This window comes from Uliginosibacterium silvisoli (assembly GCF_036017035.1).
GTDB lineage: Bacteria > Pseudomonadota > Gammaproteobacteria > Burkholderiales > Rhodocyclaceae > Viridibacterium > Viridibacterium silvisoli.
In genome coordinates this window covers 16,405-41,907 of record NZ_JAYXHS010000004.1, presented here as the reverse complement: position 1 = coordinate 41,907, position 25,503 = coordinate 16,405, and the positions used below count along the sequence as shown (strand labels likewise).

The 25,503-nt window shown below is 56.7% G+C and carries 24 protein-coding genes; 13 read left to right on the top strand and 11 right to left on the bottom strand.

The annotated features are described in order from the left end of the window. Window positions 1-288 precede the first annotated feature (288 nt). Both VVD49_RS18175 and VVD49_RS18170 read left to right on the top strand, forming a co-directional pair. A complete protein-coding gene (locus VVD49_RS18175; protein ID WP_327600640.1) occupies window positions 289-1,410 on the top strand; it encodes a DegT/DnrJ/EryC1/StrS family aminotransferase in 1,122 nt (373 codons plus the stop codon). Window positions 1,411-2,080: 670 nt separating this feature from the next. Then, window positions 2,081-3,421 carry a hypothetical protein gene (locus tag VVD49_RS18170; RefSeq protein WP_327600639.1) on the top strand — a complete coding sequence of 447 codons (1,341 nt, stop codon included), beginning with the start codon at window positions 2,081-2,083 and terminating at the stop codon, window positions 3,419-3,421. A 73-nt stretch (window positions 3,422-3,494) separates the two neighbouring features. Here the strand turns inward: VVD49_RS18170 and VVD49_RS18165 are convergent, their stop codons facing one another. The 5 genes from VVD49_RS18165 to VVD49_RS18145 all read right to left on the bottom strand — a co-directional run bounded on the left by VVD49_RS18165 (window position 3,495) and on the right by VVD49_RS18145 (window position 8,240). After that, the gene (locus VVD49_RS18165) at window positions 3,495-4,250 is read right to left on the bottom strand and encodes a glycosyltransferase family 2 protein (protein ID WP_327600638.1); all 756 of its coding nucleotides are present in this window, start codon (window positions 4,248-4,250) and stop codon (window positions 3,495-3,497) included. 3 nt (window positions 4,251-4,253) lie between these two features. Then, window positions 4,254-4,571, bottom strand: coding sequence for a hypothetical protein (locus tag VVD49_RS18160; RefSeq protein WP_327600637.1), 318 nt, complete (start codon window positions 4,569-4,571; stop codon window positions 4,254-4,256). Continuing rightward, a complete protein-coding gene (locus VVD49_RS18155) occupies window positions 4,555-6,120 on the bottom strand; it encodes a tetratricopeptide repeat-containing glycosyltransferase family protein (protein WP_327600636.1) in 1,566 nt (521 codons plus the stop codon). Before VVD49_RS18155 ends, VVD49_RS18160 begins: the two co-directional genes overlap by 17 nt. Continuing rightward, window positions 6,120-7,757, bottom strand: a complete 1,638-nt coding sequence (locus VVD49_RS18150; RefSeq protein WP_327600635.1) for a glycosyltransferase family 9 protein — start codon at window positions 7,755-7,757, stop codon at window positions 6,120-6,122. The genes VVD49_RS18155 and VVD49_RS18150 overlap by 1 nt, the downstream gene beginning before the upstream one ends. A 72-nt stretch (window positions 7,758-7,829) precedes the next feature. Further along, complete coding sequence (locus VVD49_RS18145) at window positions 7,830-8,240, bottom strand: pilin (RefSeq protein WP_465189377.1); 411 nt, start codon at window positions 8,238-8,240, stop codon at window positions 7,830-7,832. Between the two features lie 379 nt (window positions 8,241-8,619). Here VVD49_RS18145 and VVD49_RS18140 point away from each other — a divergent pair, with 379 nt between their 5' ends. From VVD49_RS18140 to VVD49_RS18125, 4 genes are all read left to right on the top strand, one after another. Further along, complete coding sequence (locus tag VVD49_RS18140; RefSeq protein WP_327601099.1) at window positions 8,620-9,144, top strand: gamma carbonic anhydrase family protein; 525 nt, start codon at window positions 8,620-8,622, stop codon at window positions 9,142-9,144. A gap of 209 nt (window positions 9,145-9,353) precedes the next feature. Continuing rightward, window positions 9,354-9,953, top strand: a complete 600-nt coding sequence (locus VVD49_RS18135; RefSeq protein ID WP_327600633.1) for an SIMPL domain-containing protein — start codon at window positions 9,354-9,356, stop codon at window positions 9,951-9,953. Window positions 9,954-10,009: 56 nt separating this feature from the next. Next, the gene (gene dtd / locus VVD49_RS18130) at window positions 10,010-10,447 is read left to right on the top strand and encodes a D-aminoacyl-tRNA deacylase (protein ID WP_327601098.1); all 438 of its coding nucleotides are present in this window, start codon (window positions 10,010-10,012) and stop codon (window positions 10,445-10,447) included. Further along, window positions 10,447-10,974 (top strand): C40 family peptidase, encoded by a 528-nt coding sequence (locus VVD49_RS18125; protein ID WP_327600632.1) that lies wholly within the window; start codon window positions 10,447-10,449, stop codon window positions 10,972-10,974. The genes dtd and VVD49_RS18125 overlap by 1 nt, the downstream gene beginning before the upstream one ends. 12 nt (window positions 10,975-10,986) lie before the next feature. Here VVD49_RS18125 and VVD49_RS18120 read toward each other — a convergent pair whose 3' ends face one another. After that, on the bottom strand, window positions 10,987-11,514 hold the full coding sequence (locus VVD49_RS18120) for a peroxiredoxin (RefSeq protein WP_327600631.1): 528 nt from the start codon (window positions 11,512-11,514) through the stop codon (window positions 10,987-10,989). A 154-nt stretch (window positions 11,515-11,668) separates the two neighbouring features. Here VVD49_RS18120 and VVD49_RS18115 point away from each other — a divergent pair, with 154 nt between their 5' ends. From VVD49_RS18115 to VVD49_RS18095, 5 genes are read left to right on the top strand one after another with little or no spacing between them, the layout of a single operon-like run. Beyond that, window positions 11,669-12,319 carry a pseudouridine synthase gene (locus VVD49_RS18115; RefSeq protein ID WP_327600630.1) on the top strand — a complete coding sequence of 217 codons (651 nt, stop codon included), beginning with the start codon at window positions 11,669-11,671 and terminating at the stop codon, window positions 12,317-12,319. Window positions 12,320-12,366: 47 nt separating this feature from the next. Continuing rightward, window positions 12,367-13,656 (top strand): pectate lyase family protein, encoded by a 1,290-nt coding sequence (locus VVD49_RS18110; protein ID WP_327600629.1) that lies wholly within the window; start codon window positions 12,367-12,369, stop codon window positions 13,654-13,656. Window positions 13,657-13,690: 34 nt separating this feature from the next. Then, complete coding sequence (locus VVD49_RS18105; protein ID WP_327600628.1) at window positions 13,691-14,068, top strand: cupin domain-containing protein; 378 nt, start codon at window positions 13,691-13,693, stop codon at window positions 14,066-14,068. A 49-nt stretch (window positions 14,069-14,117) separates the two neighbouring features. Further along, window positions 14,118-14,627 carry a DUF1993 domain-containing protein gene (locus VVD49_RS18100; protein WP_327600627.1) on the top strand — a complete coding sequence of 170 codons (510 nt, stop codon included), beginning with the start codon at window positions 14,118-14,120 and terminating at the stop codon, window positions 14,625-14,627. Window positions 14,628-14,643: 16 nt separating this feature from the next. After that, window positions 14,644-15,645 (top strand): 2-hydroxyacid dehydrogenase, encoded by a 1,002-nt coding sequence (locus VVD49_RS18095; RefSeq protein ID WP_327600626.1) that lies wholly within the window; start codon window positions 14,644-14,646, stop codon window positions 15,643-15,645. Between the two features lie 34 nt (window positions 15,646-15,679). Here the strand turns inward: VVD49_RS18095 and VVD49_RS18090 are convergent, their stop codons facing one another. Beyond that, complete coding sequence (locus VVD49_RS18090; RefSeq protein WP_327600625.1) at window positions 15,680-15,901, bottom strand: DUF1161 domain-containing protein; 222 nt, start codon at window positions 15,899-15,901, stop codon at window positions 15,680-15,682. Window positions 15,902-16,090: 189 nt separating this feature from the next. Between VVD49_RS18090 and VVD49_RS18085 the strand changes: the two genes are divergently transcribed. Continuing rightward, window positions 16,091-16,426, top strand: coding sequence for a nucleotide pyrophosphohydrolase (locus tag VVD49_RS18085; protein ID WP_327600624.1), 336 nt, complete (start codon window positions 16,091-16,093; stop codon window positions 16,424-16,426). 55 nt (window positions 16,427-16,481) lie between these two features. Here VVD49_RS18085 and purL read toward each other — a convergent pair whose 3' ends face one another. From purL to VVD49_RS18065, 4 genes are all read right to left on the bottom strand, one after another. Then, a complete protein-coding gene (gene purL / locus VVD49_RS18080) occupies window positions 16,482-20,423 on the bottom strand; it encodes a phosphoribosylformylglycinamidine synthase (RefSeq protein WP_327600623.1) in 3,942 nt (1,313 codons plus the stop codon). A gap of 315 nt (window positions 20,424-20,738) precedes the next feature. Beyond that, window positions 20,739-21,485: a DUF599 domain-containing protein gene (locus VVD49_RS18075; RefSeq protein ID WP_327600622.1), complete on the bottom strand. Its 747-nt coding sequence runs from the start codon at window positions 21,483-21,485 to the stop codon at window positions 20,739-20,741. Window positions 21,486-21,510: 25 nt separating this feature from the next. Further along, window positions 21,511-22,440, bottom strand: coding sequence for an alpha/beta fold hydrolase (locus VVD49_RS18070; RefSeq protein WP_416384914.1), 930 nt, complete (start codon window positions 22,438-22,440; stop codon window positions 21,511-21,513). Between the two features lie 70 nt (window positions 22,441-22,510). Continuing rightward, complete coding sequence (locus tag VVD49_RS18065; protein ID WP_327600621.1) at window positions 22,511-24,844, bottom strand: DNA internalization-related competence protein ComEC/Rec2; 2,334 nt, start codon at window positions 24,842-24,844, stop codon at window positions 22,511-22,513. A gap of 118 nt (window positions 24,845-24,962) precedes the next feature. Between VVD49_RS18065 and VVD49_RS18060 the strand changes: the two genes are divergently transcribed. Then, window positions 24,963-25,502, top strand: a complete 540-nt coding sequence (locus VVD49_RS18060; protein ID WP_327600620.1) for a DUF2062 domain-containing protein — start codon at window positions 24,963-24,965, stop codon at window positions 25,500-25,502. Window position 25,503: the final 1 nt, after the last annotated feature.

Here is a 25,503-nt window from a genome sequence, read left to right as displayed (position 1 = left end):
TAGAAAACCGTTGAAAATATCAGTGAGCAAGGGGATCAAGCCCAGTTGGTATGGCAGCACAAAAGCATGCAGACAATGCTAACCCAGGCACTTAATGGTGATCCGGCCACACAAGTACGCCCACATAACACGGAGCGGCATCGGATTGGTCTGGATGCCAAGTACTGCCTCATAGCTCCCTTGCCTCAAACCATATATCGCTCCGAAGATCGCAACCGGATCTCAACTATTGACTGCAGAAAAACCTTGGGGCCTACTGTGCTAGACCAAAGCATGCAGGAACACCAGATGTCGACTAGACCAGTCTTTGTCACCAAACCTCATCTACCGTCTCTAGAAGATTTCATTCCCTACCTGCGGCAAATATGGGATAGCAAGAACCTCACGAACGGAGGTCCGTTTCACCATCAACTTGAAGACGCTCTTTGTGAGTACCTAGGCGTCAAACACATTTCGCTTTTCACAAACGGGACCTTGGCTCTCCTCACGGCGCTCCAGGCACTCCGGATTACCGGGGAAGTGATTACGACTCCGTACTCGTTCATTGCAACCTCCCACGCGTTACTCTGGAATGGGATAAAACCCGTTTTTGTCGACGTCTCTCCAGTCACGCTCAATATCGATCCTGCAAAAATCGAAGCTGCAATCACACCACAAACAACGGCCATCATGCCGGTGCATTGCTACGGTCATCCCTGCGACATAGCCGACATCCAGAAAATCGCTGATAACTACAACCTGAAAGTCATCTATGACGCAGCACATGCTTTTGGCGTCAAAGATATGCAGGGCAGCATCCTTAATCATGGAGACCTGTCAGCCCTCAGTTTCCATGCGACAAAGGTGTTCAATACGTTTGAAGGTGGAGCTATCGTGTGCCATGACGAGAAAACCAAAGTGCGCATAGACCAACTCAAGAATTTCGGGCACGTCGGCGAAGTCAGCGTCGTCGCGCCAGGCATCAACGGCAAAATGAGCGAATTCAACGCAGCACTTGGGCTGTTGCAACTACAATCCATCGATCTGGCAATACAACGACGCCGCGAAATCGACGCAGAATACCGTCTGCGCCTGGCCAATATCAAAGGAATAACCTGCCTGAACGAATCAGGGGAAACACAAGCAAACTACTCATATTTCCCGATTCTGGTTGGGCCTGACTACCCGATCACCAGAGACGACCTCTATCAGTCGCTCAAAGATATTGACATTCACCCGCGTCGATACTTCTTCCCCCTCATTTCAGAGTTTCCGATGTACAGGAGCCTGCCGTCTGCCCACAAGGACAACCTCCCCGTAGCGATGCGAGCATCACGCCAGATACTTTGCCTGCCAATATATCCAGATATGGAAGCGGAAACTCTCGAAGAAATTACAGAGTTCATTGCATCCAGAAAGGCAACAAACTAAAACAGGGCAGAGCCTGAAGATATCTATTATGCAGCCATAGTTTTTCCGTATATTGGGCACTAGCCAATCATGAAAAACACCGACGCACTCGTTTACGACAACATCAAGCACACAAAAATGGATGAATCAGTAGAAGCAGGACGTTGCTAAACGATCAATCCGAAACACTTTCTCTTCCAATAAAAATCAACTCGGATGCACTCGATGTTTTTGAGAAAGAGAGCTCTAACGAATTCACTTTCAAAGAGCCAACCAACGAGACAAGAGAAACCGGTGGAGCTCACTGAAGACGATCACCAATTAAATCTCCTCGGCCTTACATTCGACTAGATCTTCAACAGGTGCGCACACCTTGGCCTCACAGCAACAAAAAATTGCATCAACGTCGATAAACACCAATCACGAATTATCGGAAAGGCGAGGGTTATTTATATGCATAGAACTCTTGGAAATTTGCGCCATGCCTATCGACAATAGGCACCATGATGTTTAATGACATAAAAACAGCACCAAAAACCCTCAGAAGGAATTCGAGCCCACATAAATTTTCTGTAAAAATCTGAAAAATATTGACACCAAGAGACGCCACCGCCCCCCATGGTTTCGATAGTTCGCACAAGCATCGTCAAACATTTTTTGTATGCTGACATAGCTGAAAATTGGAATTTACATGCTAAAAAACCTGCTTGCCGATATTTTTTATCGCACTTTCAGAAAACGCCATGAAAGCCCCGCATCCAGCAGCCCCAGCCACCTGCAGATGAAATATCAGCGCGGAGGAGTAATCGTCGGGATTCTCCCACCAAGCGAAGGGGATGCCCTCAAGGAACACACGCTTGAAATTTTAAAGCCTCTAGAAAAACTGGCAAAAGGCATAGTTTTTATAGATATTTCCAAAGACGATTGGCTGTCGAACCTACAGAAGGCCTGCGAATCACCCATATGGTTTGCCATATCACCATTCGGGGTAGGGGAACTACTTCCAACAAGCGAAGGAAGTGCGATAGCCCCTTGGGCATCAGCGGACATTCCATTTCTAAGACTTTTTGGAGACTCTCCAGCTTACTTCCCTTCCAAGCACGTACAGGACTATAAGAACTCCATCAATGTGTATGGGCACAAGGAACACCATGCTTACTTCAAAAAATGGTTTCCTAATGCTGGCATATCCGCAAACATGCCATTATTCCCATTCGACAGAATAGAAAAACAGAGAGTCGACTTTCATTTAAAATCCAAAGAAAATCTGATAATTTTTCCGAAGAACGGAAATTGTCCGGAGCGGCTGAAAGATTTTTGGCGACGAAGCCTTCCACCGGCAACGGGTAGTTTGCTACTCGACATCTCCCGCGATCTGGAGGCGCGACTTGATGACGCGGCAGATACTTTTGTAGAGATTGAGAAATACTTCACCAATTTGGACATTGAAGTCCAGCGGGACCAAAGGCTATTCTTTTTCCTTTCAGCTCAGCTGGACGATTATTTAAGAAGGGTCAAAAGCACATTGATCGCCAAGACTTTGTTGGACTTCCCCGTCACGATACGTGGCGTCAATTGGGACCATGTTAGCTTCTCTGGAAAACAAGCAACTTACGACCCTCGTTCTGATTACGCGGGAACACGACAATTAATTGATCGCGCCCTTGCCGTGGTTGACATGTCCCCCAACACCTCAACCGGCGCCCATGATAGAACATTGCGAGCATCCGGTCGCTACACAGCGTTTCTAACAAACCAACAAAGCTTCTTTGTAGACAACTTCACCGATCATTCAATTTTTACATTCAGCTTCTCAAAAGACTCCATTGCAGAGCGGATTGATTTTGCGTTGAAAAACCAAGAAATCATTATTCAGATCGGAATCGATCAAGCGGAGAAAATGCGGGAACTGCTTACCATTGAAAGATATACGGAGCAGATGCTGACCACCCTAGACGCTTGTGCGCTAGCAATGGGTAACAGGCCAGAAGGAACGCAAGTATTTGTGGATTATGCGCACCTAAATATCTAGCCAGGGCAATTAAGACAACAGTTGTCTTGATGTAGATATAGCCGTCACAAGCAAAGCTACTTCGAACAACGAATTACTCAGACTCTTTCATGCGCTTAATTACCATCTGTTTGAATTCTTCAACAGCCCTCTCAACTACATCACTATCTTCCTGTCCTCGTATGACAAATTCAAATCCGGAATTCGTCAAACGAGTCATTGCCAGAAAACGATCGGCGTGCCCGCCATCCTTGCTCCAAACACGATAAGACACAACATCAATCTTGCCCAGCGAACCGCAATTCATCAATGCCTGCATGAAAGCAACATCTTCGCCACCATTTGGCCCACGAAATACGACATCCTCAGAAAACCCTCCCATCCGCAGAAACATGTCCCGTTGAATGACCGTTGCGCATGCGGAACTTAGAACTGCCGGCACATAGCGTGGATCGTAATCCGGCAATATCCACCCCTTTACCGGATCAAAAAACTCCATATTTGCTTTGATTGCGCGGATCGATGGATCTTGCCGAATGACCTCCTGGGCCTGTTCATAAAATCCGGCATTGATTAGCTCGTCATCTGCATCAAGAAAGGCCAAATACTGCCCACCGGCCTCGTGCACACCACGATTTCTCGAATATCCTGGCCCAGAATTTTTTGGGTTGCAGAAATAACGGATATTTTTACGCTCAGCCGCAATTGATTGAATAAGTTCTAGAGAATTGTCTGTCGAGCAGTCATCGACAATGATGACTTCGCACACCCCCCTGACCTTTTCCGCGGAGTCTATCGCGCGCAACAAGCTCGCCTCATGATTGAAGCACGGAATGATTATTGAAAGCATCGCTTAGCTCTGGACGGTAATTTGGCGAATCACTCCTTCCGTTATCGCCTCGGAGAATCCTTTTGAATAACCTTTCTCGATCAAACGCCAGCGCACTGCGTTGCCGAACCTTGCCTTGCCTATCCAACCTAGTCGATTCTTTTGCTGAAATATATCGATATCCTGCATAACAGGCTCGATAACGCCCTCCAGCCTGCGCTGAGCGCCCTTTTTACCCAACTGAGCCTCGCTCGCAGGAGGAAATTGACGGGCGATTTTAACAACCAACTCGTCGGCAAAGACCACTGGGGCCTTCGAAAAAATATCAGACAGTAATCCCACTCCGGCTCCTCTCTCCAATAGTACGTAGTATTTCGTTATTAAAAACAACCGCCAGTACATTTGCCCACTCCCCGGCGCGCTGCTGACGAAAAACCCTCACAGACTCATACCAAGGATTCTCCTCCCCTTCCATCCCCCAACGCCATTCGTAACGAAAAGGTAGCAGCAGTAACGTCGGTTTTCCAAGCGCTCCTGCAATATGGACAATCGACGTATCAACTGTAACGACCAGGTCCATCTCTTGAATAAGAGCTGCGGTATCTCCAAGGGTCATCATCTCGGCAGATACATCAATCAAATTAACTGGCCGTATGTCAGGAACAATTTTCTGAAGAGCAAAAAAATCAGCATCACATTCTCTAATCCAATTAGCTATTAGAGAAAAGGAAATAGAACGTCGGCGATCTGCACGATGTATGGATTGCCCTGACCAAGCAATCCCAATACGTCTCCGCCGCGCGTCTGGAGCTAGGCCCTCAACTCGTGCCCTCCAGTACTCCAGACAATCTGAAGGTGCTTTCAAATAAGAAAAACGGCGCGGAATGGTGTCAATTTCCGTTTTGAAAATTAACGGCAGACTCATCATACCAATCCAATGATCAAATTTCACATCGGGTAGCTTCCCGTACTCTCGAGGAAAAAACTGGATTTCAGGAAAATTGTATTGCAGAAAAGAAAGCGCCTCGACCTGCACCTCCACTGCAAGCCTGCCACCAGTGACTGAAAATAAATCAGGTATATATCGAGCCATCTGGACACTATCCCCTAGACCCTGCTCTGCGCTTAACAAGAGTCCTTTCCCTACCGACTCAACACCATTCCAATGCTTGGTGGAGGTTAGGGCCTTGTTCAAATACCGGTTAGTTTCGTCCATCTGATAGCGGGCTTCCATCCTCTCAAACCCCTCAGAATATCGCCCCATTGCAAGCAGCACGAGCGCATATGCATAGCCCGTGTCAAAGCCAAGCTCACTCAGTCTATCAAATGCAGCCTTGAATTTTCCCTGAGCCCCTAACTCCCAGTATATGGAAACTGCATTCTCTAACACGATTCTATTTTTGGGTAAAATCTCCAGCGCACGATCTATCGCAGCATGTGCCGCAGTTACATTACAAACCGACCAGCTAACCACCGCACGTAAGACCCAATAATCGTCGCGGGCACTTAACTCATCCCTTTCTTCGGACACCGCTGCCATCAGCGAAGCAGCATCTTCAAACTGGTTGTTGCGGTACAATATCCCAATACATAACGTGAAAATATCGGCATCAAACCCTTCATCCGGCTCTATGAATCTCCGGGATAACTCGAAAGCGCGCGAATAGTCATTGAGATAGTAGCTAATTATTATTTTAATTTTCTCACAGGCTTTTTCATTCCACCCGCGACGCTTTGCTGCCTCAAGCAATTTTTCTTCATCAACAATGGCATTGACCTGCGTACACCACCGCTGCAACTCCACGGAAAGGTCTGGATAAGACAGCGCGTCTAGAGCGGCAATCAAGCTATCCGGAATTCGGCATGGGGGTTTGCGTGAAAAACCAAACATTAAACTGGCCTTTCAGTAGCTAGAACCGAATTCTCTTTCCCAAAAATTCTGTGAAGCACATCCGTCCAGTCTCCATGGCAAGACTGTCGAACCACGCGCACCGAGTCATACCAGGCGTTAGCTTCACCCTCCAGTCCCCAACGCCACTCATACCGACAAGGCAACATCAAAAAGGATTTCTTGCCCAATGCACCAGCAAGATGAATTACAGAAGTGTCCACTGAGATCACGATATCCATCAATTCAATAAGAGCCGCGGTGTCAGACAATGTAACAAACTCCTCGGACATTACGTGAAGATTAGCGGGATGAACGTCCGGAGTGCTAGTCTGAAGCGCAAAAAAATCTATCTCTGGCCACAACCGCACATATTCTGCGATTTCGTCAAATGTAAGCGAACGCCGTTTGTCGAATTTGTGGTCTGGATTTCCAGACCATGCAATACCAACCCTTAACTTGCCCAAAGAAAACCTGTTTTTTATTCGATCAGACCAATAGGATTTTTGATCTCTCGGCCCAACAAGATACCCTTCCTTACGTGGGACATTCACAATCGTCGTATTTAAATAATAAGGGAGACTCATCATGGGGGCCCAAACGTCAAACTCCACATCCAGATAGTCTTGAGGGGAACGCGGTGTGTAGGTGATTTGAGGAAAACTGCTCTCTAGAAGAGATATGACTTGCTGCCTTGCCGCAAGAATCACTTTAACCCCTTTTTCTATCAGCCCAGCAAAATAGCGTGCCATCATTATGGTATCGCCAAGTCCCTGCTCTTCATATATCAGGAGACGCATCCCTTGCATGCTCCTGCCATCCCAACGCTGACGCACCCACACTCGGTGAGGCACCTCCCCCTTGAGCTCAGGCAGCTCCATGCGAGCCTCCAGCAAACGAAATCCTTCTGGGTAGTAGCCTCGCGCAAGCTCTACCCACCCCAAGCATTGAAGTACGGACGAATCCTTTACCGCCTCATTTGCAATATACGCACACAAAATCCTGACTTTGTCGAGATCGCCGAGTTCAAAATATATAATAATGGCATTGAGGGCAAAAAAAGTGCTTATGTACCCTTGCTCCATAGCCTTGTCGGCATAGTTGCGCACCTCTCTTATATCTCGCTTTGATGCAACGAGTAACGCGACGCTCAAACCGTAATACCTGCTCTCCTGACCAGCAGGAACGTCCACAAATCTGAATGCAGAAAATATCTGCCAAGCCTCTTGGTAGCGTCGGTAGTCATGGCATCGCGAGGCGGTTTTCGCCATCAATTCAAAGTCACGTTCTGCCAATCCTTCTCTGATTACACGACGATACCCTTGCTCCACCTCATCGCCGCAAAGCTCCCGATAGGCGCACAGCTTTTCGAGCAAACCGCCATTCCAACCCCAAGACTGAGCCTCATCCCGTAAAAGAGCGAGAGTCGGCAAGGCATCCTTGGCAGTATTCTCAATAAGGACTCTCAATTCCTCAATATGTATTCCCTGTAGAGCAGGAAGCCACTCCTTCGGCAACACAGAATTATTCTTCGAACTACGCCAAAGAAACTTTCCAATAATATGTTTCATGCCATAAAAATCCGTGGTTTTCTGTCCCAGAAAATCTGATCGCCGAAGGGTCACAGCAAGATCAAGCATGAGGCCTCTATTAACCTTTAGCACATATAAAAAAAGCCACCCCTCAGGGTGGCTTTTTTTCCAATAAACCGATTAGCCCCGGCAAGAACCAGGCATCAAGCTCAGCGGGCTACCAGAGCAGGTCCAAGTCAAAGTGCCGTTCGAGCCGGTAATGCTTGGCGTCAATGCCACTGTTACACCAGCAACGTCACCTGCACCACTTACAGTAATATTGCTTGTCGTAACCACAACACTGCCTGCGTATTTTGTCGTGGTCGTTGTTCCACAGCTGCTAACAGTGCTCGGAATCGTCGAACCACCGCTAGATTGGAAAATCTCGGTTACGCAAGTACGAGCAGAGCTTGCCGCTAGCACAACTTCCGAAACTTTTGCTTTCTTTGTGTAGTCCTGATAAGCCGGCAAAGCAACTGCGGCCAGAATACCGATGATGGCAACAACAATCATCAGTTCGATCAGCGTGAAGCCTTGTTGGATGCGTTTCATGTTACTCATATGAATCTCCCGTAATGGAGCGGACAGCAATCCGCACGCAAAACAATAAGCGACCGGCGTGCCAGAAAAGCGCTTAGCTATCAAAAACAACACATTCCCATAATTATCAGAAGGTTGCAGTAGGCAGGTCACTCTATTCCAACTGGCCGAGACAGCGCTTTGCGCTCATCGCATGACAAAATTCGTCACATCAAGCCGCAGTATGGCAGGCATAAACTATCTCTGTTGTCTCCAGCGGCACAGTATCGACGAACACCACCTAGTGACGCGATTGCAATGGGATCGGCCCTGACGCCGAATCCGCCCTGCTGATATCATCTCTTCACTAATGCGTGGCGCACTTCTGCAACGCAACTTTCAAGGTATGGCAATGGCTGTTTTTCTTCTGGATGACCGCGCGCCTGTTCTTGGCGAAGATGCTTGGGTGGCAGAAAGCGCAGCAGTATTAGGCACTGTGGAGCTTGGTCGCAACGTGAGCGTATGGTTCAACGCCGTTCTGCGCGGTGATAACGACCCCATCATTGTGGGCGAAGGTTCGAATGTGCAGGATGGTGCAATCCTGCATACGGATGACGGGGTGCCGCTGACGGTTGGTGAGCACGTCACGATCGGGCACATGGCGATGTTGCATGGTTGCACCGTTGGCGATGGCTCGCTGATCGGTATCAATGCGGTCATCCTGAATGGCGCGGTGGTGGGCAAGAACTGTCTGATCGGTGCTAACTGCCTGATTCCGGAGAACAAGGTCATCCCGGATCGTTCCCTGGTCGTTGGTACGCCAGGACGCATCATCCGCCAACTTACGGATGAAGAAGTGGCGGGCATGCGGGCCAATGCAGAGGTGTATGTGCAGAATGCAGCTCGCTTCCGCCAGGGCTTGAAGCGCATCGCTTGATCTGACTGGCAGGGGAGATTCCCAATAGCGGCAAGTTGCGGGGGCGGCTTGCGATTGATCTCTAGAGGTACTGCATGCAGATAGCAGCTTTCGCCGTATGTTCATTGAAACGCGCTCTTGCTCCACTTTCCCTTCTCGCCTCTCTCGTTCTGTTTTCCCTTCCAGCTGCGGCACAAACGCCCGCCAAGGCAGAACTACCTACCCTCGAATTGAGTGCCGACGCTTCGCGCAGTCTGCCTAACGATTTGGCGCAGGCGCAGGCCTATGTCGAGCAGACGGACGCTACGCCAGCAGAGCTCGCGAAGCGCGTCAATCAACGCATGAATGAGGCCTTGGCGCTGGTTAAGACTTATCCGGCGATCAAGGTCAAAACAACCAATAGCCAGACCTGGCCGGTCTACGCGCCGAAAACGCCCGGCCGCATTGACGCCTGGCGCATGCGGTCCAGCATCAGCCTGAAATCACGGGACATTGCTGCGCTGTCGGAGTTGTTGGGAAAGCTGCAAAATCTGACGGCGGTGGATCAGGTCAGCGTAGGTTTCGCGCCGGAGACACGGGCCAAGGCATCGGATGAAGCCATGGTCGATGCACTCAAAGCTTTCCAGGCACGGGCGGCCTTGGCCGCACAAGCCTTGGGCAAGCGCTGGCGCATCAAGAACATCAATGTCTCCCAGGGCATGGCACCGCAGCCGTACCTGCGTGCAGCCAAGGCGAGCATGTCGATGGCCGAAGCTGCGCCGGCACCCATTGAAGCGGGTGAAGGGCTGATCACGGTAACAATCAATGGCAGCGTCGAGCTGATCGATTGAGTGTGGAAATTGCCGATTTACATGCCGGGACAAAGAACAATGGAGAAGCCTGCGACGTGATTGCATTGATTCAACGCGTCAGCGAGGCGGCCGTGCGGGTCGAAAGCGAGATCGTCGGTGCGATCGAAACGGGCTTGCTGGCGCTGGTGGCAGTACAGCCCGGAGACACTACGGAGAAGGCCGACCGCCTGCTGGAGAAGATGCTCAACTACCGAGTGTTTTCAGATGACACGGGCCGCATGAATCGTTCGCTTCGCGATACGCAGGGCGGACTGCTGCTGGTTTCCCAGTTCACCCTCGCCGCCGATACAACAAAAGGCACGCGCGCAAGCTTTACCTCGGCAGCCGCCCCCGATGTTGCCGCTGAACGCTTCGACTACCTGGTCAGCACTGCCAGACAAACTCACCCTGATGTTGCTTGTGGCCGCTTTGGCGCTGATATGAAGGTCAGCCTGGTCAATGACGGGCCGGTTACTTTCTGGCTGGAGGTGTAATGACTGAACGAGGACCGCTGCTGCGCAGATCTATGTGCTGCTTGATCCTTGGCTGTCTTGCCGCCTGCAGCAGCGCCCCCCCTGCTCCGCCAGCAACGCCGAAGCCCACTCAACGCCCGCCAACCACCGCGGCATTCCGGCTTGATCAGCCAGACCATGCCAGTGAGATCGTCATTTTTTCGCTGGGGCTGCTCAATACGGGCTATCGCTTCGGCGGCAGCAATCCGGATGCGGGCCTGGATTGCAGTGGCATGGTGAGCTATGTCGTGGAACGCGTGGCTGGCAAGCGCCTGCCTCACAACGCAGCACAGATTGCGGCGATCACCCAACCGATCGATCGCGCAGAGCTCAAACCGGCAGACCTGGTGTTCTTCAACACCAGCGGCCAGACCTATTCCCACATGGGGATCTATCTCGGCGACGGCCGCTTCGTGCATGCGCCTTCGAGCAAAGGCGTCATCCGCATCGAGCGGCTCGACAGCACTTACTTCGCCAGCCGGTTCACGGGTGCGCGCACGCTGTTCTGAGCTGGCACTCCCTCACTTGCCAACAAGAGTGCGCAGATCGGCTAGCACCTGCGCCGCGTGCGTATCGGCATCCACGTTGAGATAAGCCTTGCGCACCACGCCTTTGGGATCGATCAGGAAGGTCTCGCGCTTCGCGAATTTCACGACCTTCCAGTCAGACAAGGCACCGTAGCGCGCCGCTACGCGACCATCCGTATCCGCCAGCAATGGGAAGGGCAATTTGTGCTTTTCGGCGAATGCGCTGTGCGATGACGTATCGTCGATACTCACGCCAACCACTTGTGCGCCCAACGCGCTGATCAACGCCTGCCCGTCGCGGAAGCTGCAGGCTTCGGTGGTACAACCCGGCGTATCGTCTTTCGGATAGAAATACAGCACCAACCACTTGCCACGAAAATCCGTGAGCTTGCGTACCTGGAGCTGCTGATCCTGCAGACTGAAGTCTGGCGCGAGGGAACCCACCGCAGGCGTTTCGGCGCAGGCCGCCATGGCAGCACCGGCGGCCAGAATAGAAGCAACGCACTTTCGCAGATTAAGCATGCTGGAGTTCCTCATAGAGAGCTTGCACCGTAGCACCACCACTTTGATCTGACCAGCCGGCGCGATTTGCGTTCCGGACCGCCGCCCCGCCAAGCCGCGCGCTGTGGCGTAAAATCCACGTACCGATCTTCCCGCCCTCTCCGCAGCTTCCGCGATGTATGCACCACCCCCTCACCTTGGTCTGGACATCGTCTATCAGGACGACACACTCCTGATCGTCAACAAGCCCAGCGGACTCCTGTCGGTCCCGGGTCGGGGTGATGGGAAGCACGACTGCATGGCGTCGCGGGTACAGGCCGAATACGCCGATGCGCTCATCGTGCATCGGCTCGATATGGAGACCTCCGGTCTACTGGTATTTGCACGCGGCGCGGCGGCGCATCGTGCCCTCAGCTATGCATTCCAGAGTCGGGCAGTCGACAAGCGCTACGTAGCCGTCGTTGACGGCGCCCTCGCAGCCTCGTCAGGCGAAATTGACCAGCCCCTGATCTGTGACTGGCCCAATCGCCCGTTGCAGAAAATCGATCACGAGATCGGCAAGCCCTCGCTCACACGCTACAAGGTATTGCATCGCGATCAGGAGGCATGCACGACCCGGCTTGAGCTGGAACCCATTACAGGCCGCTCCCACCAACTGCGCGTGCACATGCTGTCGCTCGGCCACGCCATCCTGGGCGACATGCTTTATGCGAGCGACGCGGTACAGAAAAAGGCGTCCCGTCTGCTGCTGCATGCCTGCTATCTGAGCGTTCCGCATCCCGTCACCGGAAAGGCCATTGCGGCCACCAGTGCGGCCGATTTCTGAAGACCAACTAGAGGGACACTATCGCCATGCCAGGTTCAGGAAGATCATTGTCAGTATGGCTCGCAGCCCTCGTCATTGCGGTTCAATGCAACGCAAGCCTGGCGCAATCGAACGGAGCAAACACTCCACAGGAGCCGCGCGCATTTCCCGGCGCGGTGGGCTTCGGTTCGGAAACCAGCGCAGGTCGTGGTGGCCGCATCATCCGTGTCACCAATCTCGATTCACGCGGCAGTGGGAGCCTGCGTGCCGCGATCGAGGCAGACGGCCCACGCATCGTCGTGTTCGAAGTCGGCGGCCTCATTGATCTGGACAAGGCAGATCTACGCATCCGCAATCCCTTCATCACGATTGCTGGCCAGACAGCGCCCACACCCGGCATCACCATCATCCGCGGTGGCATGAAGCTTCAGACGCATGACATCCTCATGCAACACATGCGCTTCCGCATGGGCGACGCTGGTTTGCCCAAGAAGTATGGCTACGAGAGCGATGTTTCTGTCGAGAGCGGCAACGCCTGGAATGTGGTCGTCGATCACTGCTCGATGAGCTGGGGTACCGACGAGAATCTTTCCGTTTCGGGCCCGCTGGATCAGGGCCCCAACAACACCGCACATCGCGTCACCTTGTCGAACAACATCATCGCCGAAGGCCTGTGGGACTCCGCCCACGGCAAGGGCAAACATTCGATGGGCTCGCTGATCCACGACAACGTGCAGGACGTCGCCATCATCGGCAACCTCTACGCCCACAACAACGACCGCAACCCATACATGAAGAGCAACACCACGGGCGTGGTGGTCAACAACCTCATCTACAACCCGGGGAACTGCGCAATCTGCCTGGGCGGCTATCCGCCTGAATGGGTCGGTCGCGAGATGCCGCCTCCGCCGCGCATCACCGTCGTCGGCAATGTGCTTCAGCACGGCTCTAACACGCGCAAAGGCTTGCCGCTGATACGCCATTCGAATACAGGCGTCACCGCTGACGCCTACGTCGAGGACAACCTTGCTTTCGACGCTGCGGGACAGCCCGCCAGCCTGATGACCGACAGCATCCGCATGCTCAAGGACAAACCCGTCTGGCCCGCCGGACTAACGGCTCTACCCGCTGCGCAGGTCAAGGAGAACGTACTCACGCACGCAGGCGCGCGCCCTCGCGAGCGCGATATCGTCGACCAACGCATCGTGGCAGACCTGCGTCTTGGCAAGGGGCGCATCATCGACAGTCAGGACGATGTCGGTGGCTACCCGAGCGTGCAAGCCACGCGTCGCACACTGGACATTCCCTCGACAGACATTGATGGCTGGCTACGACGGCTTGCCCTCGACCTTGAGTGAGCCACGACTCACCGTAACAAGCAGGAGCCGCACGATGATCTATAAACGCGCCGAAATGATTGAGGAGCATCGCACCAACGTGCACGACGGCAGCGGCGAGGTCTCCCTCGCCTACCTCATTCCGCGCAACACGCATCCGAACCTGCGGCTGCTGACCTACATGAACGTGGCACCGGGCGCGACGATCGGCTTGCATCATCACCGTATGGAGACGGAGTACTATCTTCTGCTGAAGGGCAATGTCACCATCGACGACAATGGCCACACCGACACGATGCAAGTGGGCGATCTACTACAGACCGGCAGCGGCCAGTACCATGGCCTGAACAACACCGGTAGCGAGACCGCCGAACTGCTTGTGTTCGTTGTCACCCATGCCGGCCATCCGCAGAATCTGCCTGCCCCGAACTGAAATCACGAACAAGCACCATCATCCCACCGAGCCACACAAGGAACGCGTCATGAGCATCTCGATGTACCAGGCATTCATTCCCGGCGCTGTGCGTGCGCTGGAGAACCTGACCGACATCCTCAACAAGGTTGCGGCGCATGCCGAGGCGAGAAAGATCGACCCTGCAATCTTCATCAACGCGCGCCTCGCACCCGACATGTTTCCCTTGTCGCGCCAGGTGCAGATTGCAAGCGACACCGTCAAAGGCGGCGCGGCACGTCTCGCCGGCGAAGAGCCGCCAAAGTACGACGACTTCGAAACCACTTTTCCCGAACTCGTTGCCCGCCTGGCAAAGACCATCGACTACCTGCGGTCTTTCAAGCCGGCGCAGATTGCTGGCAGTGAAGAACGCCCTGTCGTCATCAAGACCCGCACCGGCGAACTGAACTTCAACGGCCAGAGCTACCTGACGGGCTTCGTCCTCCCCAACCTCTATTTCCACGTCACGACGGCATACGCCATCGCGCGTCACAATGGCGTAGAACTGGGCAAGAAGGACTATCTGGGCAAGGCTGGCTGATCAGGAGGCACCGGGCATGCGCATCGCGGTATTCGATACACACAAGTACGACGAGCGAGCACTCAACGAAGCAAACGTCGGGCAGCAACATGTGCTCGAATTCTTCGAAGAGCGCCTGCACGACAAGACCGTAGAGCTGGCACAGGGCTTCGATGCGGTCTGCCCCTTCGTCAACTGTCGCCTGACTGCGCCGGTCTTGAAACGACTGGCCGAAATCGGTGTGAAGCTGGTGGTACTACGCGCAGCGGGCTTCAACGGCATCGACATCGCCGCTGCGCAGGAGCATGGCATCCGCGTGGCGCGTGTGCCCGCCTACTCACCCGAGGCGGTCGCCGAGCATTGCTTCGCGCTGCTGCTGACCCTGGTGCGCAAGACGCATCGCGCCTTCAATCGCGTGCGTGAGCAGAACTTCTCGCTGGACGGGCTCGAAGGCTTCAATCTGCATGGCAAGACTTTTGGTGCGCTCGGTGCCGGCCGCATCGGGCAATGTGCCATGCGCATCGCGCGGGGCTTCGGTTGCAAACTGATTGCCTATGATCCGTACGAAAACCCGCAGATCGCCAAGGACGTTGGTTTCGACTATGTCGCCCTGGACACGCTGCTGCGCGATGCCGATATCATTTCATTGCATCTGCCACTTAGCGCACAAAGCCATCACATCATCGACGCCAATGCCCTGACCTTGATGCGGCAAGGTGTCGTCATCATCAACACCAGCCGCGGCGGCCTGATCGATACACCGGCCGTCATCGAAGCCCTCAAGAGTGGAAAAGTAGCCGGCGTCGGGCTCGACGTGTATGAGATGGAAGAAGGCGTCTTCTTCCACGATCTCTCGAACAGCCTGATCCAGGACGACATGCTGGCGCGCCTGATGACCTTCCCGAATGTGCTGATCACCTCACATCAGGGCTTTCTCACGCGCGAAGCACTGCACGCCATTGCTACCACCACGCTGGGGAACGCCGATGCATTCGCAGCAGGCGGCCCCATCGTCAATGAAGTGAAGGCTGAAGGCTGACGGCGCCAGCCTTCGGCCTGCACCTGCGGGCTCACTAGCCTTTCTTGTAGACGATCTTGCTAGCCCCGCCGCCGCAACTACCGACGACCTTCTGCTCCTTCACGTCGGCGGTCGGCACCACATCCAGCGTAAAGCTCTCGACGCCGTGCCCTTTGATCTTTCCTTCGATCTCGGTCTTCAGTTCATCGCATGATTTGGCGGCGAACGCCGGCGCCATCATGGCCACCAGACCCAGCGCAGCAAATGTCTTGATCATCGAAACCCCCTGTCAGTTGAAATGTCGCTCGTCATCAATCCAGCCACGTCGGCCACTACCCACATCAGGCCAGCGCAAAGGGATTTATAGGACAGCCCGGCAGACGAAGCCACATTACGAACGGGTATCGAGGCAGCCGCGCCGCCCTTATACGACAATTGCGCAACACCTGCAGATGGACATTCCACCATGACGAGCGAAAAGCTGATCGACACCAAGAACCTGGAAGCCACACTCGCCGAATTTGCACGACAGCGCGATTGGGATCCATTCCACACGCCACGCAGCCTGTTGCTGGCGCTCACCGGAGAGGTCGGCGAACTGGTCGAGATCTTCCAGTGGATGACAGATGCGCAAGCTGACAAGATCATGCAGTCAGAGAAGGCCGAGCACGTGAAGCAGGAAGTTGCCGATGTCCTGCTCTACCTGATGCGCATCTCGATGGTGCTGAAGATTGATATTGATGAAGCGGTGCGCAACAAGATCGCACTCAACGCGGCGAAGTACCCGCCCTTGCATGACTGAATGAAAAACGCCCGCGAATCGCGGGCGTTTTTTCTTGTAGCTGACCTTCGCTTCGTTATGCCACCCACTTGCGCGCATTGCGGAACATGCGCATCCACGGCGAGTCTTCGCCAAGCGTTTCCGGGGCCCAGCTCATCTGCACAGCACGACGACTGCGTTCCGGGTGCGGCATCATGATGGTGAAGCGACCATCGGCCGTCGTGAGTCCGGTGATGCCGTCGGGCGAGCCGTTCGGGTTGAACGGATAGCTGCCCGCCACCGCGCCCGTGTTGTCGATGTAGCGTGCCGACACCAGCGCCTTGGCCTGATCGCCTGCATTGGCGAACACCGCCCTGCCCTCGCCGTGACTTACGACGATAGGCATGCGACTGCCCGCCATACCGGCGAAGAACACCGACGGCGATTCGAGAATTTCCAGCATCGCGACGCGCGCTTCGAACTGCTCGCTCTTGTTGCGATGGAAACGCGGCCAGGCTTCGGCGCCCGGGATGATCTCGGCGAGATTGCTCATCATCTGGCAGCCATTGCAAACGCCCAGCGCGAAGGTGTCGCTGCGCGAGAAGAAAGCCGAGAACTGTTCGCGCAGCTTGTCGTTGAACAGGATGGACTTGGCCCAGCCCTGACCCGCACCGAGCACGTCGCCGTAGGAGAAACCGCCGCAGGCCGCGAGGCCGTGGAAATCGGTGAGGCTGACGCGGCCGCTCATGAGATCGGACATGTGCACGTCATGTGGCTGGAAGCCTGCTGCCTCGAATGCGGACGCCATCTCGTTCTGCGAATTGACGCCCTGCTCGCGCAAAATGACGACCTTCGGACGCGCTTTCGCAATGTACGGTGCGGCGATGTCATCAGCCGGATCGTAAGTCAGCGACATCGACAGGCCGGAATTGCTCTTGTCAGCCAGCGCGGCAAATTCCTGATCGGCACTCTCCACATCGTCACGGATGCGTGCGATCTCGTGGCTGACTTCGCTCCAGACTTGCAGGAGTTCATTCACGCCAGCTTCGAACACCATCTTGGCGTTACGACGGATGCGCAGATCGCCACGGTCGTTCGGATAGCCAATGAAGTGCGTCGCAGCGCCGAGGCCTGCTTCGCGCAGCACCGTCTGCACGCGTTCGCGATCAGCACGCTTGATCTGCACGACGGCGCCCAGCTCTTCGGCAAACAGCGCGCCGAAGATGCGGTCGTTGAAGCGGCCCTTGAGCAGATCCGGACGCTTCTCGCTGCCGTCCACATCGCTCATCAGGTCGTCGTAGCAGACCGAATCCAGCTCGATGGAGAGACCACTGCGCGATGCGAAAGCCATTTCGGCAAGCGTCGCAAACAGGCCGCCGTCCGAGCGGTCGTGGTAGGCCAGCAGCAGGCCTTCGCGCTTGAGTGCCGCGACACCGGCAACGAACTGCTTGAGCGTTGCGGCGTCGATATCCGGCGCGTGCTCGGCAACCGAGTTATAGGCTTGCGCGAACACCGAGCCGCCGAGGCGATGCTTCTGCATGCCAAGGTCGATGAGTACCAGCTCGGTCTCGACGCCATCTTCGATCTTCAGTTGTGGGGTGAGCGTCTTGCGGATGTCTGCGACTGGCGCAAAGGCCGTGGCGATCATCGACAGCGGCGAAACCACCGCTTTAGCGCCACCTTCGTCACTCCAGGTCGTGCGCATCGACAACGAATCCTTGCCGACCGGAATCGACAGGTCAGCCGCGATACAGAAATCGGACACAGCCTTGACGGTCGCGAACAACGCCGCATCTTCGCCACGATGACCCGCAGCAGCCATCCAGTTGGCGGACAGCTTGATGTCGCCGATGTCAGCCACATCCGCGGCCAGCAGATTGGTGATCGACTCACCGATCGCCATGCGGCCCGAAGCGGTCGGGCTGACGCAGGCCAGCGGCGTACGCTCGCCCATGGCAAAAGCTTCGCCGGTGTAGCCCTTGAAGCTCATCGCCGTCACAGCCACGTCGGCCACGGGCACTTGCCATGGGCCGACCATCTGGTCGCGCGCAGTCAGGCCACCGACCGAACGGTCGCCGATGGTGATGAGGAAGTTCTTGCTCGCCACGGCCGGCATACGCAGCACGCGCAGTGCGGCTTCCTTGACGTCCATCGCGGTTACGTCAAACGGCGGCAGGAAGACCTGGCGCGTCGCGACATCGCGCAGCATCTTTGGCGGCTTGCCGAGGAGCACCTGCATTTCCATGTCGACGGCGTGATTGTCGAAATGGCTGTCAGTGACCTGCAGACGGCCATCGTCGCTTGCAGTGCCTACAACAGCAAACGGGCAACGCTCGCGTTCGCAGATGGCGCGGAATTCCTCGAGACGTTCCGGCGGCAGCGCAAGCACGTAACGCTCTTGCGCTTCGTTCGACCAGATCTCGCGCGGGCTCATGCCCGGCTCTTCGATCTGCACCTTGCGCAGCTCAAAATGCGCGCCGAGCTTCGCCGAATCGGCCAGCTCGGGGAAGGCGTTGGAGAGACCGCCAGCGCCCACATCGTGGATCGCCTTGATGGGGTTCTTCTCGCCCATCTGCCAGCAGGCGTCGATGACTTCCTGCGCGCGACGCTCGATTTCCGGATTGCCGCGCTGTACAGAAGCGAAGTCCAGATCGGCCGTATTGCTGCCGGTCGCCATCGACGAAGCTGCGCCGCCGCCCAAGCCAATCAGCATGCCGGGGCCGCCGAGCTGGATCAGCAGCGTGCCGGGCGCGAACTCTTCCTTGAACGACTGCGTCGCCTGGATGTTGCCGACGCCGCCGGCGATCATGATGGGCTTGTGGTAGCCGCGCACTTCGCCCTGCACTTCCTGCTCGAAAGTACGGAAGTAGCCGGTCAGATTCGGGCGGCCGAATTCGTTGTTGAAGGCTGCCGCGCCGAGCGGGCCGTCGATCATGATCTGCAGCGGCGATGCGATGCGTTCGGGCTTGCCGTAGGCGACAGAATCAGTTTCCCAAGGCTGGACTGCGCCGGGAATCTTCAGGTTAGAGACGGTGAAGCCGGCCAGGCCCGCTTTCGGACGCGAACCACGACCCGTTGCGCCTTCATCGCGAATCTCGCCACCGGCACCGGTCGACGCGCCCGCAAACGGCGAGATCGCCGTCGGGTGATTGTGCGTCTCGACCTTCATCAGGATATGCGTCAGTTCCTGCTTGTAGGACCACTTGCCATCCGCTTCCGGATACAGGCGCTCGATATCGAAGCCTTCGATGATGGAGGCATTGTCGGCATAGGCCATCACCGTGCCTTGCGGGTGCGCCTTGTGCGTGTCCTTGATCATGCCGAACAGGCTCTTGTCCTTCTTCTCGCCGTCGACGATCCAGTCAGCATTGAAGATCTTGTGGCGGCAATGTTCGGAGTTGGCTTGCGCGAACATCATCAGCTCGACGTCGGTCGGGTTGCGGCCGACGCGCGTGAAGTTGTCGACGAGGTAATCGATTTCGTCTTCCGACAATGCAAGACCCAGCTCGCTATTGGCAGCCACCAGGGCGGCACGTCCGCCCCCCACTACGTCGACGCTCGAAAGCGGCTTCGGCGAGTAATGTGCGAACAAGGCTTCGGCTGCGGCCACATTGTCGAGCACCGACTCCGTCATGCGGTCATGCAGGACCGGCAGCACGGCTTCGCGCGCGGCGGCATCCAGACTCTTCGCGTCCAGCGTGTACATCGTGCCGCGCTCGATGCGCACGACCTTGTCGAAACCGCAGTTGTGCGCGATGTCCGTAGCTTTCGACGACCAGGGCGAGATCGTGCCGAGACGTGGCGTGACCAGCACATTCACGCCGGCCGGCAGCTCTGCCGACGCCGGATGCGCAGCCAGCAGATCGACCAGACGGGCCTGCTCCGTGGCGTTCAGCGGCGCATTGATCTCGATGAAGTACCAGTGCTCGGCAACCAGACCGCGGATACGACTGGCCGCAGCAGAGACGGCATCGGCAATGCGGGAGGTACGCACGGCAGAGAAAGCCGGTGCGCCACGAAGCTTGAGGATTTCGGACATTGAGGACTCGCGATGGGGACCAACAAGGCAGTCGCCGGGGAGCGGCTACCGAAGAAAGGCCTGAATTTTAACGAAAAACGCGTCGCTTTTCGACCCAAATCTGTCTCAGGGTCATGGAAAACCGGGGGCACAGGGCGGCATTTGCCGGCCTCGCCAAGAACCCTGATGGCTTGCAAGCCTGGCCCCAGGAGCCCCGCAAATCCTGACTTTCGACGGAAAAAGCCATGTCCCACGCCCTGACCAAGTCCCAACCGGTGGGCTGCGTTCAGCCCGACCGGAAGCAAGGCCCTGGGCTGACAGGGAGCAGTCCCGTCCTCACTTGCCCGTGTCTACCTCACGCCCGGAAGGCGGTCTGGCGACGACTTGCAGTCGCAAGGCGCGCAACACCTCTGAGTCGAACTCGCGGCGGGCCAGCACGACGAAGATCAAGGTGGTGGCGATGATGAACAGCCCCGGCATCACCATCCAGGCCAGGATCGCCATACCGAAGTAGTAGGCGCGAATGCCACGATTGAAATCGTCGCCGGCGCAGGTGTTCACAGCCGCCGTGCGCTGGGCGAACAGCTCCAGCTCTTCGGTATCGTGCTCCTTCGGAGGTACGGCGCCCATGATGATGGACAGCACGTTGAACTCGCGCAGCGACCAGGTGAACTTGAAGTAGGCCACCACGAAGACGGCGATCAGCATGAGCAGCTTCAACTCCAGCGCTTCGCGCGAGATGGCGTGCGCGAAAGGCAGGTCAGCGGCGGTTTCCATGAAGCGATCCAGCGCGCCGAGCGTCGCGAACAGGCCGGCAATGATGTAGATCGAGGTGTTGGCGTAGAAGGACACGCTGTGCACGAGATTGCCAACCAGACCGACATCGACGATGCGGTTCTCACGGATCAACATCTGCCGCGCCCAGTAGAGACGCAAGCGATGCGTCTCTTCAAGCAAGGTGATGCGGCCACGCCAGCCGCGGTCGACGATGCGCTCGTAACCGGTCCAGCACAGCAGGAACCAGGCGAGCCCCAGCCAGTCCAGCCAGGTGAATTGCGAGAGAAACTGGTTTACGAAGTTCATGCGTACTGTTCCGGAAGACGTTGGCTCATGCGGTCCGCGTCTCCGCGAGCAGGAACTCCCGCACGATGTTGATTTGCGCCGCATCCATGAGCATGGGCGCATGTCCTACATTCGGGATTTCCACGGCCTTCGCGCGTGGACCACGGCGCGTCATCTCGGTGACAGTCTCGGGCAGGAGCAGATCAGAGCTCGCGCCGCGAATCACCATCACCGGGCATTTGATCGCATCGTAGATCGGCCAGATCGCAACGTCGCCAATCGGACCTATGCGGAACGCGTCGCCAATGCCCGGGTCATAACGCATCCTCCACACGCCGCCCTCCTCCTTCATGGAGTGCAGGGTCACGTGCCGCCATTGCGCATCCGTGAGATCGCCGAACCCTACGCTTACGGCTCGGATGAAGCTCTCGGCCGCTTCCAGCGTCGGAAAGTCCGGCGCACGGCCCACATATTCTCCAATGCGCTGCAGCGATGCGCCAGTGATGACCGGCCCCACGTCGTTGAGCACCAGGCGACGGATCGGGTTGTGTGGCTGTGCCGCCAGGCCCATGCCGATCAGCCCGCCCATCGACGTGCCGACCCAGTCCACCTCCTTGATGCCGCGCGCCTTGAGCATCATGAATATATCGGCCGCATACTGCGGAATCTGGTAGTCGAGCTTGTTGAGCAGCCAGTCACTCTCGCCACGCCCCACCACGTCCGGGCAGATCACGCGGTAGTGCGTACTCAAGGCCTGAGCCAGATCGTCGAAGTCGCGCGCATTGCGCGTCAAGCCATGGACGCATACCAGCACGCGCGGATTGGCAGGATCGCCCCACTCCACGCAAGACATGCGATGCACGCCACCCTTGCCGAGACAACGCGCGTCCCAGCGACGGAATGGCTTGTCCGCTGCAAGCTGTACCGGCCTGCGACGCACGAACAATGACTTGAGAAATCGCCACAGCTTTTTCATAGGAATCCTCATTCAGAGTGGCTGGCGACGTCGCCGCAGCCCTGCCCGCTTGCCAACACTTCTTGTACCACTACTTGCCTTGCCAGTAACGTGCCCGCAACTGCCTTTCCCAAACTGGCTGCGGTTCGCCTTGTGCTGTCTCTTCAAGTATTACGGCGCCATGCGTATCGGAGCGCAGCAAGTTCGCGCCCGTCGCAGCATAGCGCGCGACGATCTCCGGCGCGGGATGATGGAAACGATTGCGATAGCCGGTGGTGAAGATCACCGTGCGCGCAGCAACAGCATCGACGAAGGATGGCTGTGACGAGGTCTTGCTGCCATGGTGTGGCGCGACCATTACGGTGCTGCGCAGACGCGCGGCATTGTTTGCCAACAGCTCGTTCTCTGCCGGCGCCTCGATATCGGCTGCGAGCAGCAGACTCCAGTTCGCGTTGCTGACTCTCAGCACGCAGGAGCGGTTGTTGTCCTTCACCGCCTGAACCTCGGCCGCAGGATGCAGTACTTCGAAGCTCACGCCATCCCAATCCCAGCGATCGCCACGCGCACAGGGCTGTTGTCCGCCGGCCTGCCGGACGAGCACATGCTCCTCCGGCAGGCTGCTCATGAATGACCGGACCGGCAGCAGCTTCAGCAGCGAGGCCGCGCCACCGCTGTGATCGAGATCGTCGTGCGAGACGACCATGCGATCGAGTTGCTGGACGCCCGCTGCGCGCAGGAATGGATGAATGACGCGCTCGCCACTATCGCTCTCAGGCGTGTACTGCGGGCCGGTATCGAACAGCAGGTCATGACGTGCCGTCTGCACATGCACGGACAGGCCTTGTCCGACATCGATGATGGTGGCATCGAAACGTCCGACGGCAGGCCGCAATGGCGTCCACATCAACAAGGGCAGGAAGACCAGCAAGACCACGCGCCGACCCGGCACGCCGCGCGGCAGCAGCGCCCAGAAAGCCGCGCACACGCCGAGGACGATCAACCAGCCTGGCGGCGCCGCCTGTTGCCAGCTGGCCATCGGCAACAGGGCGAGCCATTCGAGAAAGCGCATCAGCAAGTCCAGCAACCAGTGCGCGAGCTCGGCAAGGCTGGGCAAGGGCAGCACGGCAAAAAGCAAGGCCAGCGGCGTGATCACCGCGCTGATCAGGGGGATCGCCAGCGCATTGGCGAATGGCGACACCAGCGAGAATTGCTGGAACAGGCCCAGCAGAATGGGCAAGGTCAGCACGATAATCGCCCACTGCGCACGCAGTTGGGTACGCAACCAGGACAGCACGGAATTCTCGCTATTGACCAGCTCCCGGCCGACCCAGAACAACACCGCTACCGCGCCGAAAGACAACCAGAAGCCCGGAGACAAGACCGCCCACGGGTCATAGAGCAACACGACCAGCAGCGCGGCCGACAAGCACCGCACCGCCCCCGTGCCTCGCCCGAACCAGATGCCGGCGGCCGCCACGAGCAGCATGTAAAGCGTGCGCTGTGCGGGCACCCCGAAGCCGGACAGAAGCACGTAGAAGAAAGCGGCCAACGCTCCAGCCACAATCGCCGCTTTCTGTGCCGGCAATCTCAGGCACAGCCGTGGAAAACGCGACCAGGCACGCCGCACCAGCCACGCAATCAACGCAGCAAACAAGGTCACGTGCCCGCCCGAGATGGACATCAGATGCGTCACACCCGTCTGGCTGAACAGCCGCCACTGCTGGGCCGACACAGCCGACTGGTCGCCGACGGCCAATGCACTGAGCACGCCTACCCAGCGCCCCTGCGGCAACGCGCGTTCAAAACGCTCGCGCACCACCTGGCGTGCATGCTGGATATGCGCGGCGATCCCGTATGCAATCACCTCCTTGCGTTGATTCACCTCCCGACTGCGGACGTAGCCAACCGCGCGGATGTCCCGCTCGAACATCCAGCCCTCGAAATCGAAGCCATGCGGATTGAGATTGCCGTGCGGCCTGCGCAGGCGCACGGTCAGTTGCCAGGCCTCGCCCGCGCGCAAGGGCGGCACAGCCTGTTTGCCATCGGCATACCAGCTCAGAGAGATATTCTCCGGCACGCCCGCCGGACGCTGCTCGGCGCGAAACAGGAAGCGCGTACCGCGCTCGCCGCGATCTGGCAGATCGGCGATGTAGCCCGATACGACAAAGTCTCCGCCTTCCATCGCGGCGGGCAGTGTTTCGGCCAGTCGCATCTCCGCGCGCCAGGCAGCCCAGACAACGCCGCAGGCAAACATGAGCAGGCAGGCAACGACCTGCATCAGTTTCGATGCGCGCCAACGCCACGCCAGCGCACAGCCAAGGCCCAGCACGATTGCATAGGCCAGCAACGGCAACAGCGGCGGCAATACTGCCTGTTGCTGGCACCACCAGATTCCCGAAGCGAAAGCCACCACCCAAAAACGCATGGAACGAATTTAACCATGCTGAGCGACGCACTTTGTGCACAGATGCTGGTCACACCCAGCACGCACCCGGCTTTCGCCGGCGAGACTACAATCACAGTTGAATCAGAGAGACCGCTGAATGCGCAAGTTCTTCCAACGCTACACCCCCGATCACGCCACGCTGGGCAAGAACCGTGTATTTGCCATGCTGGGCAAACCGCTGCAGCACCCTTGTCTGTGGCATCTGAACCGCCACTCAGCCGCCCGCGGGATTGCCATCGGCATGTTCTGCGGCCTCATACCGGGGCCCTTGCAAATGCTCGGCGCAGCCATCGCTTGTATCGTAGCGCGGGCCAATCTGCCGCTGGCGCTGGCCACGACCTTCTATACCAATCCACTGACCATCGTGCCGCTCTACCTTGTGGCGTTCACGATAGGCCGGGCCGTCACAGGCTCTGATGCACAGTTCGTGATGCCACCGGAAAAAGGAGCGCAGTCCCTGCTCGAATGGGGCTCCGCGCTCATGCAGTGGTTGATCAGCCTTGGCAAGCCGCTTGCATTTGGCCTGCCGGTACTCGCCGTGGCACTGGCAGTAGCGGGCTATTTCGCGGTGAAGGTGTTATGGCGCCTGCATGTGCAACGCGCCCTCAAGCGACGTCGCGCACGTCACGCCACCTGAC